General features: G+C 68.0%; 10 protein-coding genes and 1 pseudogene. 6 read left to right on the top strand and 5 right to left on the bottom strand.

All coding sequences use genetic code 11. The features are described from left to right. Positions 1-445: 445 nt before the first annotated feature. Positions 446-658: a hypothetical protein gene (locus HF885_RS01590; RefSeq protein ID WP_170103218.1), complete on the bottom strand. Its 213-nt coding sequence runs from the start codon at positions 656-658 to the stop codon at positions 446-448. Between the two features lie 212 nt (positions 659-870). On the opposite strand from HF885_RS01590, the gene HF885_RS01585 reads away from it, so the two are divergent. Next, on the top strand, positions 871-1,131 hold the full coding sequence (locus HF885_RS01585) for a hypothetical protein (RefSeq protein ID WP_170103217.1): 261 nt from the start codon (positions 871-873) through the stop codon (positions 1,129-1,131). Positions 1,132-1,159: 28 nt separating this feature from the next. Continuing rightward, positions 1,160-1,633: a hypothetical protein gene (locus HF885_RS01580; protein ID WP_170103216.1), complete on the top strand. Its 474-nt coding sequence runs from the start codon at positions 1,160-1,162 to the stop codon at positions 1,631-1,633. Between the two features lie 131 nt (positions 1,634-1,764). Here HF885_RS01580 and HF885_RS01575 read toward each other — a convergent pair. Next, positions 1,765-3,069 (bottom strand): annotated as a pseudogene (locus HF885_RS01575) (glutamate-5-semialdehyde dehydrogenase); the annotation flags it as partial. 329 nt (positions 3,070-3,398) lie between these two features. Between HF885_RS01575 and yihA the strand changes: the two are divergent. Beyond that, a complete protein-coding gene (gene yihA / locus HF885_RS01570; RefSeq protein ID WP_090845931.1) occupies positions 3,399-3,986 on the top strand; it encodes a ribosome biogenesis GTP-binding protein YihA/YsxC in 588 nt (195 codons plus the stop codon). A 16-nt stretch (positions 3,987-4,002) separates the two neighbouring features. On the opposite strand, the gene HF885_RS01565 is transcribed toward yihA, so the two are convergent. After that, positions 4,003-5,229 carry a hypothetical protein gene (locus tag HF885_RS01565; RefSeq protein ID WP_170103214.1) on the bottom strand — a complete coding sequence of 409 codons (1,227 nt, stop codon included), beginning with the start codon at positions 5,227-5,229 and terminating at the stop codon, positions 4,003-4,005. 224 nt (positions 5,230-5,453) lie between these two features. Between HF885_RS01565 and HF885_RS01560 the strand changes: the two genes are divergently transcribed. Both HF885_RS01560 and HF885_RS01555 read left to right on the top strand, forming a co-directional pair. After that, entirely contained in the window at positions 5,454-5,591 is a 138-nt protein-coding gene (locus HF885_RS01560) for a hypothetical protein (RefSeq protein WP_154540962.1), read from the top strand. Between the two features lie 156 nt (positions 5,592-5,747). After that, positions 5,748-7,679, top strand: a complete 1,932-nt coding sequence (locus HF885_RS01555) for a fructose-1,6-bisphosphatase (RefSeq protein ID WP_170103213.1) — start codon at positions 5,748-5,750, stop codon at positions 7,677-7,679. On the opposite strand, the gene HF885_RS01550 is transcribed toward HF885_RS01555, so the two are convergent. Next, positions 7,676-10,294, bottom strand: coding sequence for a heavy metal translocating P-type ATPase (locus HF885_RS01550; RefSeq protein ID WP_170103212.1), 2,619 nt, complete (start codon positions 10,292-10,294; stop codon positions 7,676-7,678). The two genes, HF885_RS01555 and HF885_RS01550, sit on opposite strands and share 4 nt — an antisense overlap. Before the next feature lie 33 nt (positions 10,295-10,327). Then, positions 10,328-10,735: a metal-sensing transcriptional repressor gene (locus tag HF885_RS01545; protein WP_170103211.1), complete on the bottom strand. Its 408-nt coding sequence runs from the start codon at positions 10,733-10,735 to the stop codon at positions 10,328-10,330. A gap of 261 nt (positions 10,736-10,996) precedes the next feature. On the opposite strand from HF885_RS01545, the gene HF885_RS01540 reads away from it, so the two are divergent. Then, positions 10,997-13,045, top strand: coding sequence for a YgiQ family radical SAM protein (locus tag HF885_RS01540; protein ID WP_170103210.1), 2,049 nt, complete (start codon positions 10,997-10,999; stop codon positions 13,043-13,045). Positions 13,046-13,060: the final 15 nt, after the last annotated feature.

Below are 13,060 nucleotides of genomic sequence, written 5' to 3'. Positions count from 1 at the left end.
TACCATGAGGAATTAGTCTAATTCCACATAGCATGAGGTAGATGAGCTGCGCGATCAAAGTCTTAACGAACGACCCGGTACACATCTAAGAGTTCCTGACATGGTTCAACTAGTGATGGTACTCGTCTGGCCCGAGTTTGTGGCTTCTTGCCAAAAGCGCGCCCATGTGTACCGGGCCGGTACACATGGGCCGCGAGCTTGCAGGGCCCCTGCAAACTGGGCTTCGAAGTGTACCCGGCCCGGTACACGTCTGCCGCGAGCTTGCACGGACCCGTGAAACTCGGCCTCGACGTGTACGGGCGTGTCGACTCGGGGCTCACGTGTACCGGCGGCTGGCACCGGCCGCGCCGCACGCCACCGCCCGCGTCCACACAAAAGGCGGGTGCCACTCGGACACCCGCCCCACAGTCTCATTTACGCGCGACGCCAACGCGCACCGCTGCACCTAGTGCACGATGCCAACCGTTCGCAGCAGCTCCCACACGGCAGCCGCCCCCACGATCAGGAGCACGGGCAGCGTAAAGAGCCCCAGCCAGATAAGGCCCAGCACCAACGCGATGCGCAGCAGCCAGCCAAGGACGCGAAATCCCAGCGCCACCAGCTTGAACGCCAGCCACAAAAACCCGATCGTGGCGATGCCGGTCATCAACCCAACCATGAATGCACTCTCCAAAAGCACAGACGAGCGGCCCCATGCCGCCCGATGAATACCTGATACCCCAACATATCAGAGGCCAATCCCGTTCAAGGGTGGCACACGACGAATCCGCCACATCGCCAAGTCCCCCATCTCGTGCCGGTCTCGCGCCCCGGCCACCGCCTCCCCACGCTTGCGCTAGCATGGTGCAAACCACAACGCTCGGAGGACCAATGGACCAGAACGACCAGGCACTCGTAGATAAGCTCAAGGGAGAGCTCGCACAGCAGGGCATGAAGACCGCCTTCACGGAGGACGCGCCCGCAGCGGGCGAGAAGAACGAGGATTCCGAGGTGGACTTCCTCTCGGCCATGAACGCCTTCCGCAAGGCGAAGGCCTCGGGCGACAAGGACGCCATCGCCGCCGCCGAGCGCCACCTACAGGAAGTCGTCCGCCAGGAGATGCGCGACTTCGAGGGCTGTGACACGAAGTAGCTCCTCAGTCCGTCAACAGGAGGCATTCATGGAGGACGTTCCCCGCAGGCGCAAGGCTCCCCTCGTCGCACTCGTCATCTGGTCCGTCGCCGCCACCGTCGCGCTCGTAATCTGCGTCATCGGCATCGCAAACGCAAACAACGCCGCAACGTCCGGCGCCTCAATCGATCAAATCGCGGGCTTCTACTCCTTTGGCACCACGGTCGATGGCCCCGCAAACCCTACGCAGCTTTCCATCGGGCTCACAAGGAATGGCAGCGCAAAGTTCGTGTTCGGCAACAACATCGGCCAGACGGATTCCAAGCCAACGCTTAGCGGCACCGTCAAGAGGACGTCGGCACCAAACGTGTTCAGGCTCTACTCGAAGGCGGGAAGCCCCATCGGATACCTTTTCTACCAGCCTGGCGTCACCACGCGCGCGACGCGGACCGTCACGCTCGCGACGAACGAGGGCGAGACCCTCATGTCAAGGCAGTCGGAGGTTCCCCTCGGGGACGTGTAACGAACCCACACGCGAGAAGAACTCACTCCTTGCAACTACTTTACAACAGCGCCCGGAATTCCTCGTCGCGGAATCCGGGCGCTCTCATATAGACCCTAGACCTCGAGGCCGGAGCCGACACTCGCCCTGCCCTACCCCAGCTCGCGGTAGTGAAAGCTCTTCTCGCCCGAGGCGTACGGCGCCACGATGTCGCCATGGCCCACCAGGCGGTACTTGTACGTCACCAGGCCGTCCAGGCCAACCGGGCCGCGCGCGTGCAGCTTGCCCGTGCTGATGCCCACCTCGGCGCCAAAGCCGTAGCGGAAGCCGTCCGCAAAGCGGGTGGAGCAGTTGCGGTACACGCCGGCGGAGTCCACCATCTGCATGAAGTACTCCGCCGTGGCGTCGTTTGCCGTCACGATGGCGTCCGTGTGGTGCGATCCGTAGCGGTTGATGTGGTTGACGGCCTCGCGCACGCCGTCCACCACCTTGCAGCTCATCACGTAGTCGCCGTACTCCGTACAGAACTCGTCGTCTGCCATAAGCTCAACGGCGGGGATGCCCTCCACGCCGGCAAGCAGGTCCACGACCTCCTGCGTGCCGCGCAGGCGCGCGCCGCGCCCCGCCAGGCCGAGCGCGGCCTTCGGCAGGAACTCCGCCGCGATGGCACGGTCCACAAGCAGGGTCTCCGCGGCGTTGCACACGGCGGGATACTGCGTCTTCGCGTCCACCAGCACGCTCACGGCCATGTCCTGGTCCGCGTCGCGGTCCACGTACACGTGGCACACGCCGGCGGAGTGGCCCATCACGGGGATCTTCGTGTGGTCCATGATGTAGCGCACGAACTTGTTGGACCCGCGCGGAATCAGCAGGTCGACGTCCTCGTCGCAGCGCAGCAGCTCGTCTATCTCGCTGTGGAGCTCCGCCTGCAAGAGGCAGCCCGCGGGAAGCCCCGCCTTAACCACGGCCGCGTGTATCACGTCAAACAGCACGCGGTTGGTGTTCGCGGTCTCGCGCCCGCCCTTCAGCACGGCGCAGTTGCCGCTCTTGATGCACAGCGAGCTGATCTGCACCAGCGCGTCCGGCCGCGCCTCGAAGATCACGCCGATCACGCCGATGGGGCACGTCACGCGCCTCAGCTCCAGCCCCTGGTCAAGCTCGCGGTCGAGAAGGACCCTGCCCACCGGGTCGGGAAGCTCCTGCAGCTGCCGAAGGCCCTCCACGCCGTCGCGGAGCTTGGCCTCGTCGTAGCGCAGCCTCTTCTGGACGGTCTGCGCCACGCCTGCCTCGGCCGCGGACGCCATGTCCTTCTCGTTTGCCGAGAAGATGCTCTGGGCGTTTGCCTCCAGCGCCTGCGCGATGAGCTCGAGCGCGTGGTTGCGCTGCTCCAGCGGGGACGCCGCCATCGCAGGTGCCTCGAGCTTCATCTGGTGGATGCTTTCCCTCATGTCCATGTGGCCTCCTCGTGCGGGGCGGGACGTGCCGCCGCGGTGCCGCTGTCCTCTGAGTCGTACTGCAGAGTGTACCCCGTCTGCCCGCGCGCGCCCCGCGCGTTAACAACATGGTGCCACTCGCGGGTGCGGCGCGGTGCCACTCGCGGGTGCGGCGCGGTGGCGCTCGCGGGCACGCCGCGCACCGGGGCCGCGGGAGCGCCGCACTTGTGGGGGCTTTCTGACGCGGGCGCAACCTCGGGTAGAATCTACGCAGCACAAGGCGGCAACGGGCGTGCGCGGCACAGCCGCGGCACGCGTCTGGCGGCGGGCGACGCCCGCACGGAGGAGGAACCATGGGCAGGCTCAAGTACGAGACGGCGCGCTTCGAGGCGTCGTACGGAACCATCGCGCAGTTGCCCGAGCCCACCACGCCGGAAGTCTCGTTCGTCGGCCGCTCCAACGTGGGCAAGTCGTCGCTCCTAAACAAGCTCATCGGCCGCAAGTCGCTCGCGAAGGTCTCCAGCCAGCCGGGCAAGACCGCAAACGTCAACTTCTTCGACGTGGACGGCGTGCGCTTCGTCGACCTGCCGGGCTACGGCTTCGCGAAGGTGTCGCAGGCAGAAAAGCAGCGCTGGGCAAACCTCATCAGCGGCTACTTCGAGCAGGAGCGCAGCTTCAACCTCGTCGTCTCGCTCGTGGACATCCGCCACGACGCGCAGCAGCTCGACCGCGACATGCTGGGCTACCTCGAGCAGGAGGGCCTGCCGTTCGTCGTGGCGCTCACGAAGGCGGACAAGCTCAGCCGCAGCAAGCAGGCGCAGCAGCGCCAGGCGCTCGCCAGGCAGTTTGGGCTCGACGCGTCCCGCATGCTCGTGACGTCGTCCCAGACGGGCCAGGGCATCCAAGAGCTCCGCACCATGATCGAGGACGCCTGCCTCTAAAGATCTTGCCCGCGGCCTAGCTCCCCACCACGTCGCTCAGGCGCAGCACCAGCACGCGGTCCACCCGCGCGCAGTCCTGCCAGCGGTAGGCCTCGGCACCAGACTCGAAGCACAGGTACAGCCTGCCACCCGACACCTCGGTCTCCTCCATCATCGGCGGCAGTATGAACGTGGCCCAGGCCTGGGCGTTCCTCAGGTCGTTGTTCCAGGCCCCGCCGTCCCACGCCATCACCCTCAGCCTGCTGTCGCGCAGGCCGTACGACTGCGACAGCAGGCACAGGTCGCGCACGAGAGCCATCCCCTGCGCCTGGCCGTTGATGAGCGCACCGTCCACGGGCACGGGCATGTCCCCGTGCGAGCGCGCCGCGTCCTTCACCACGTGCCGCATCACGCGGGTGTTGCGCACGTCAACGGCGTCGTCCTGCGGCTCCTGTCCCTCCTCGCTCTCGAGGTAGCCGTCGCTCCGCACCTTCTGGAGGTCCGCCATCGTCTCGTCGCGGTCCGCCTGCCTCAGGGTGCCGCCCTTCTCGATGTCGAACGCCTGGATCGTCGTGCGCGACCTCCGCGTGTCGCTGAAGTCGCCCACGTACAGCCTGTCGCCCTTCACCGTAAGAAACGACGCGTGCGCAAGCGTCGGTATGTAGTACGTTCGCTCCACCGTGCACGGGCCGTCCGCGCGCGACGCGTCGTAGTACTGCCACGCGCTCGCCTTCAGCGAGCTCACGGTGGCGCCGCCGTTCTTGCCCTCTCGGTACCCGCACATCCACACGCGGTCGTGCCTCGCGTCGTACGCAAGTCCGCCCACGTGCGGCGTACCGTCCAGCACGATCACGCCCTCCAGCCGGTGGCTCCTCAGCCCGATGCGATAGATCACGGAGTCGTGCACGCGGTCGTGGCAGTACGCCGATACCAGCAGGTACCTTCCCGCCACGCACACGCCCTGCGGCGTCATCGTCGTGCACGTGCACAGGTTTCCGTCCGCGTCCAGCGTGCGCGTCATCTTCAGTCCCGGCATCACGTAGGAGTCGCGCATCACGCGGTCCACGTCGCAGTACGTGCCCATGCCGTAGTCGCGCAGCACGCGCCTCACGTCCGCGTCGGAAAACACGGCGTCCGCGTTCGTGCCATCCGCACTTGACGGCAGGCCCGCGCTGCGAGGGGCCACAAGTCCATACGCGCCAAGGCACAGGGTCGCCACAAGGAGCGCCCCCGCCGCGTGCAGCACCGCCCGTCTGGCCCGCATGTCACCTCCGACCCCCGACCGCCCGCAGAGCATCTGGCTACGGTAGCACTTGCGGCGTCCGCGCGCACGCGGCCACACGGCGCGTCAGCGCACGGCCACACATTTGTAACGCAACCGTCAGCTTGTCGCAGGCTTCGGTAAGCCCCAGCTCACAAGGGCAGTGCCGGCTCTCGCGCGTGGAAAGATACCAATAGAAGACAATTCTCAGAGGTTGGGAGGTCATCATGTCGTCCACCACTTTTAACCGCCAGACCGAGGGCTTCCTGCGCGGGTTCGGCATGGTTGCCGCCGTCGAGGTCGCGGGGATCATCGTCGCAGCGCTCACAATCCTGCTCCTTACGGGCATCACCCAGCTGTTCTAGCAAGACCCACATCGCCTGCCGACCGCATCCGACCGGTCGCGCGGCACCACCTTCCGCTCCCCCGGCGTCCTGCCCCCGGGGGAGCGGTCTTGTGTGTTTCGGGGCTATTATCGAATACGAATCCCAAAAGGCCTTCCACCACCGCAAAGGAGCCCCATGACCCAGAGCCCGCAGCAAGATCCGCCGGAAACTCCCACGGACACCGTATCCCAGCTCAGGTACCTGCGCCTGCTTTCGCAGCGCTTCCCCAGCCGGCGCGCCGCCATGAGCGAGATCATCAACCTCCGCGCCATCCTCACGCTGCCGCGCGGCACGGACCACTTCATCAGCGACATCCACGGCGAGTACGAGGCCTTCGAGCACATACTCAACAACTGCTCCGGCGTCATCCGCGAGCAGATCCGCGTGATCTTCTCGTCGGAGCTGGACGAGCGCGAGCAGGCGGAGCTGCGCACCCTGGTGTACTACCCGCGCGAGAAAATCGAGCGCCTGCGCGGCGAGGGCCTCGTGGACGAGGCCTGGTACCTGCAGAACCTCTATAGGATGGTGCGCCTGGCGCGTTGGGTCGCCGGCAAGTACACGCGCTCGAAGGTGCGCAAGTCCATGCCACCGGAGTACGCCTACATCATGGACGAGCTCATGCACGCCACGCGCGACGAGGAGAAGGTCCGCCATGCCTACCACCGCTCCATCCTGGAGTCCGTTGTGGCCGCCGGCGCCGCGGACGACTTCATCGTGGCGCTCGCCGGCCTCATCAAGCGCCTGGCTGTCGACCGCCTGCACGTGGTGGGCGACGTGTTCGACCGCGGGGAGCACGCGGACAAGGTCATGCACGTGATCGAGCACCACCCGTCCGTCGACGTGCAGTGGGGCAACCACGACATCGCGTGGATGGGCGCGGCGTGCGGGTCCGCGGCGTGCATCTGCTCCGTCGTGCGCACGTGCGTGCGCTACGGCACGCTGTCCTCCATCGAGAGCGGATATGGCATAAGCCTGCGCGAGCTTGCACTCTTCGCAAACCGCACCTACCGCGCCGGCGACGTGGTATCGCCGTTCCAGAAGGCCATAGACGTGCTGCTGTTCAAGGTGGAGGGCCAGACGTACCGCCGCCACCCGGACTGGCGCCGCGCGAGCGAGCGCCTGCTGCTTGACAAGCTGGACCTCGCGCGCGGCACCGTGCGCATTGGGGACCGCGACTGGCCGCTCAAGACCTGCGACTTCCCCACGATCGACCCAAGCGACCCCTTCCGCCTCTCGCCGGGCGAGAAGGACGTGCTCCAGGGGCTGCAGGCCGCGTTCCGCGATGCGGACCGCCTGCGCCGCCACGTCGCGTTCCTGTACGAGAAGGGCTCCATCTACCGCGTGTGCGACGGCAACCTGCTGTTCCACGGGTGCATACCGCTTGCGTCCGACGGCTCGTTCTGCAGCGTCAGCTGCGAGGGCACGTGGCGGCGCGGCCGCGACTACCTTGACTTCTGCGACTCCGTGGCGCGCCGCGCGTGGACGCGGGGCGACCAGTCCGCGCTGGACTGGATGTACTACCTGTGGTGCGGCGCCCACTCCCCGCTTTCCGGCCGCGTCGTGAAGACGTTCGAGCGCGCGTTCGTGAGCGACAGGGCGGCGTGGGAGGAGCCGCGCGACCCGTACTACGACCTGACGGACCGCGAGGACGTCTGCGTGCGCATACTCGAGGAGTTTGGCCTGTGCGGCCCGGAGTGCCGCATCATCAACGGCCACACGCCCGTGCGCACCGTGCGCGGAGAGAGCCCCGTGCGCGCGAACGGGCGCAAGCTCGTGATCGACGGCGGCTTCTGCCGCGCCTACCACGACAAGACGGGCATCGCGGGCTACACGCTGGTGTCCGGCTCGCACGACCTGCGCATCAAGGCGCACCGGCCGTTTCTGGGCATCGAAGCCGCCCTGGACGACAACGCGGACATCATGAGCGAGAGCGACGTGCTGCGCCGCTACGACCACCAGGTGCTGGTGCAAGAGACGGACCGCGGCGCGGAGCTGCGCGCCCAGATCCAAGACCTGGACGCGCTCGTCCGCGCCTATCAGGACGGCACCATCCCGGAGCGCGCCTAGCGGATGCCGACCACCTTGTACCCGGCCTCCTCAACGGCCTTCGAGAGCTTCTTGTCGCTCACGAGCGGGCCTGCGTCCAGGGTGGCGCTCTTCTCGTCCAGCGACACGTGCACGTTCTTCACGCCACGCACGCCCTCGAGCGCCTGCGTCACATGCGCGACGCAGTGGTCGCACATCATGCCTTCGATATCGAGCGTCTTGCTTGCCATGGGGGCACTTCCCTTCTTGTCTGCCCCGGCGCCTTGTGCCGGGGACCCTTCCTTTCGAACCTTCACGCCATCCTTCGCGGAGGCCGCGGCGGCACGTCCGCGGGGCTTCCACGCAAAGAGCCTGAGCGCGTTCGACACCACGAACACGGAGCTGAAGCCCATGGCGGCGGCGCCCACCATGGGGTTGAGCGTGACGCCCACGGGCGTGAGCGCACCCATCGCCACGGGGATGCACACGGCGTTGTAGAACAGCGCCCAGAACAGGTTCTGCCTGATGTCGCGCATCGTGGCGCGGCTGAGCTCTATGGCCGTGGCCACGTCCGCCGGGTCAGAGCGCATGAGCACCACGTCCGCCGAGCCAATGGCCACGTCCGTGCCGGCGCCGATGGCGATGCCCACGTCCGCGCGGGCAAGCGCCGGCGCGTCGTTGATGCCGTCGCCCACCATCGCGACCTTGTGGCCGTCGCGCTGCAGGTCGTGCACGTGGCGCTCCTTCTGGTCGGGCAGGACGCCGGCTATGACCTCGTCCACGCCCACCTGGGACGCCACCGCGCGGGCCGTGGCCTCCTGGTCGCCCGTGAGCATCACGGTGCGCACGCCCATGGCGCGCAGGCGTGCGACCGCGGCCGCGGAGGTGGGCTTCACCACGTCCGCCACGGCTACCATGCCCAGCACGCGACCGCCCGCCGCAAAGAACAGCGGCGTCTTCGCCGCGGCCGCAAGCTCCTGCGCCTGCGCCGCAAGGTCGCCCAGGTCCACGCCCTCCGCCGCCATGAGGCGGGCGTTGCCCGCAAGCGCGGGCCTGCCGTCGACCGTGGCCTTGATGCCGCCGCCGGCCACCTGCGTGAAGCCGTCCACGCGCGCCGAGGCGTCCACACCCGGCGCCGCCTCGTCCACGTAGTCGCACACCGCCTGGGCCAGCGGGTGCTCGCTCTTGCGCTCCAGCGCCGCGGCCAGGCGGAGCAGGTCCTTCTCGCCCGCCGGCGCCACGGGCACGACGTCCGTCACCTTGGGTGCGCCCTCCGTCACGGTGCCGGTCTTGTCCAGCACCACGGTGTCGAGCGAGCCCGCGACCTCCAGCGCCTCCGCGCTCTTGATGAGGACGCCCTCCCTCGCGCCGCGCTCCGTGCCGACCATGATGGCCGTGGGCGTGGCCAGGCCAAGCGCGCACGGGCAGCTGATCACCAGCACGGACACCGCGTGGTTGAACGCGACGGCGAAGTCGCCCGGGGCGAGAAACGCGAGCCACCCCACCAGCGTCACGGCCGCGATCGCGATGACCACGGGCACGAACACGCCCGCGATGCGGTCCGCCTGGCGCTCGATGGGCGCCTTGGAGCTGGTGGCCTCGTCCACGAGGCGGATGATGTTCGCGAGCGTCGTGTCGGCGCCGACGGCCGTGGCCTCCATCGTGAACCAGCCGCGCCGCGACACCGTGGCGCCCGTCACGCGGTCGCCCACGCCCTTCTCGGCGGGAACGGGCTCGCCCGTGATCGCGGACTCGTCCACGGAGGCCGAGCCCTCGCGCACCACGCCGTCCACCGGCACGGACTCGCCGGCCCGCACCACCAGCACGTCGCCCACGCGCACCTCGTCGGTTGAGACGCTCTGCTCGCGGCCGTCGCGCAGCACGGTCGCCGTCTTCGGGGCGAGGTTCATGAGCGCGGATATGGAGCTCGTGGTCTTGCCCTTCGCGCGCGCCTCGAAGTACTTGCCCAGCGTGATGAGCACCAGGATCGTGCCCGCGGAGTCAAAGTACAGGCTGCCCATCATGGCGTGGTGCGCCGCGGCCATGTCCATGCGGCCAAGCGCGAGCGCCATCTGGTACACGCCCACGACGCTGTAGCCAAAGCTCGCGGCCGAGCCTATGGCGATGAGCGAGTCCATGTTGGGCGAGAGGTGCGCCAGCGTCCTGAACCCGCGCACGAAGTAGCCGCGGTTCGCGAACATGACGCACATGGCCAGCATGAGCTGCGTCACCGCGGACGCCATCATGCCGCGCATGCCCGCGAGCGCCGGCACCTCCGGCCAGCCGAGCATGGGGCCCATGGCCAGGTAGAACAGCGGCACCCCAAACGCGAGCGACCACAGGAGCTGGCGCCGCTTCGCCTCGATCGCCTTTCTGGCGCTCACCTGCGGGTCCACAAACGCCGCGGGACGCCCGTCCGCGGCGGCGGCACGGCTTCGGGGCTCGGCGCCGTAGCCGGCCTTCTTCACGGCCGCCACCACGGCGTCCAGCGTCTGCGGCCGCCCGTCGTACGCGATCTCCATCGAGTTCTTCAGCAGGTTGACGCTCGCCTCGCTCACGCCCCTCACGCCTGCCGCCGACTTCTGCACGCGCGCCTCGCATGCGGCGCACGTCATGCCCGTGACGTCAAACGTCTCGCGGGCCTCCCGGCTTGTCATCTTGCACCTCCCCGGGCGCCGGCGCGCCTGCGCCTACGCCCCAAACTTCCTCAGCAGGTCCATTACCTCGTCGACGACCTCCGTGTCGCCCTGTTGGATCCTCTCGACCACGCAGGTCTCAAGGTGGTCGCGCATGACCATGCGGCTCACGGCCTTGACGGCGCTCTCCGCCGCCGCAAGCTGCGTCAGCACGTCGCCGCAGTACCTGTCGTCCTCGATCATGGCCTTGACCCCGTTCAGCTGGCCGATCGCGCGGTTCAGCCTGCAGGTCACGCTCTTCTTCAGCTCTTCCGAGCGCGGCGTGTGCTTGTGGGCCGGCGTCGCGGCGCCAGACGCGCAGCAGCCGCACGGCGCGGCCGCGGCCGTGGCGGGCGCGTCCTTCTCGCCCGGCGCACCATGCGCGTCGCACCTTGCCCGCGCGCTCCCCTTGTCCCGTGCCATGGCGGCCTCCCTTCCGGCCCCAGGGCCACATACCCCCAGGGGGTTCCTCTCACTGCAGTGAGCCTATACCCCCATGGGGTACCTGTCAATGGGAGAGAGGGACGGGAGGCCCTCTGCCCACACACGCCGCACACATCGACCGCATGCCGTCGCGCAGGGCCGGGCGCGGCGAACCGTATAATCTGTTGCAGCAGTCTGCCGCGCGGTGGCCTGCGCACACGCACCAGCACCGCAAGCACCGGCACGCAAAAGGAGCGACGCATGAGCTTTCTTCCCGTAAACAAGCAGGACATGGCCGAGCGCGGCTGGGACCAGTGCGACTTCGTGTTCGTGTGCGGCGACGCCTACGTGGACCACTCGTCGTTTGGCATGGCCATCATCACGCGCACGCTGGAGGCGCACGGCTACAAGGTGGGCGTCATCTGCCAGCCGGACTGGCGCGACCCCGCGAGCGTGCAGGCACTGGGCCAGCCGCGCCTGGCGTTTCTGGTGTCCTCCGGCAACATGGACTCCATGGTCAACCACTACACCGTGGCAAAGCGGCGGCGCTCCACGGACTTCTACTCCCCCGGCGGCAAGATGGGCCTGCGCCCGGACCACGCCACCGTGGTGTACTCCAACCTCATCAGGCGCGTGTACCGCCACGTGCCCATCGTGCTGGGCGGCATCGAGGCGTCGCTTCGGCGCCTTGCCCACTACGACTACTGGAGCGACTCGCTCAAGCGCTCCATCCTGCTCGACAGCGGCGCCGACCTGCTGATCTACGGCATGGGCGAGCTGTCAGTGGTCGAGGTGGCAGACGCGCTCGACTCCGGCCTGCCCGTGAGCCAGGTCACGTGGATCCACGGCACCGTGTACCGGACGCGCAGCATCAAGGACGTGGACCGGCCGCTCATGCTTCCCACCTGGGACCAGATGCAGGCGGACAGGCTGGCGTACGCGCGCAGCTTTGGCACGCAGGGCAAGAACCTGGACCCGTTCAGCGCGCGCACCCTGGTGGAGGAGTACCCCCACAACGTATACGTGGTGCAGAACCCGCCGACCATGCCGCTCACCACCCAGCAGATGGACGAGACGTACGAGCTCCCGTACGAGCGGACCTACCACCCCATGTACGAGGCCGCCGGCGGCGTCCCCGCCATCAAGGAGGTCAAGTTCTCCATCGCGAACAACCGCGGCTGCCTGGGACAGTGCAGCTTCTGCGCGCTCAACTTCCACGAGGGCCGCATCATCCAGAGCCGCAGCCACGAGTCCATCCTGCGCGAGGCGCGCCTAATGACCCAGGACCCGGACTTCAAGGGCTACATCAACGACCTATCGGGCCCCACGGCTGACTTCCGCATCCCCGCGTGCCAGAAGCAGCTGAGGCACGGCGCCTGCCCCAACCGGCGCTGCCTTGCGCCCGAGCCCTGCCCCAACCTCCGCGTCACCCACGAGGACCTGGTCCAGCTCCTGCGAGAGCTGCGCGCCGTCCCCGGCGTCAAGAAGGTCTTCATCCGCAGCGGCATCCGCTTCGATTACGCCATGCTCGACCCCGACCACACCTTCATCAAGGAGCTTGCGGAGTACCACACCTCCGGCCAGCTGCGCCTTGCCCCCGAGCACATCTCGGACCAGGTGCTCGAGATCATGGGCAAGCCCCACAACCACATGTACGAGGACTTCTGCAAGGAGTTCGAGAAGTACAGCCGCCAGGCCGGGAAGGAGCAGTACGTGCTGCCCTACCTCATGAGCAGCCACCCGGGCTCCACCATGCGCGAGGCCGTGAGGCTCGCGGAGTTCTGCCGAGACCTCGGCTACAACCCCGAGCAGGTAAGCGACTTCTATCCCACGCCGTCCACGGTGTCCACCTGCATCTTCTATACCGGCGTGGACCCGCGCACCATGGAGCCGGTCTACTGTCCCACCAACCCGCACGAGAAGGCCATGCAGCGCGCGCTGATCCAGTACCGCAACCCCAAGAACTACGACCTGGTGGTGGAGGCCCTGCACAAGGCCCACCGCGAGGACCTCATTGGCTACGGCCCCAAGTGCCTGGTGCGCCCGGACGGCCCGTGGCACAGCAAGGACGACGCCCCCGGCGGCAGGCGCCACGGCAAGGGCAGTGGGTCCGGCGGGCGCGGCGGCAAGGCCGCCGGCAGGGGTGGCGCACAGGGAGGCGGCAAGGGCAAGGGACGTCCCTCGGCCCACGCAGGCAGCACGCCAGGCGGCGGGCACGGCAAAGGCACCCGCGGCGGCACCCCCACGCCGCATGGCAACGGCACGTACGCCTCCCGCGGTCGTCATCCCGGCAGGCGCCAGGGTCGGTAGGCCGCCAGACGCCCC

The organism is Parafannyhessea umbonata (assembly GCF_012844235.1).
Classification (GTDB): domain Bacteria; phylum Actinomycetota; class Coriobacteriia; order Coriobacteriales; family Atopobiaceae; genus Parafannyhessea.
The sequence above is the reverse complement of the archived record's forward strand: the minus strand, read 5'-3'. Positions and strand labels throughout refer to the sequence as shown.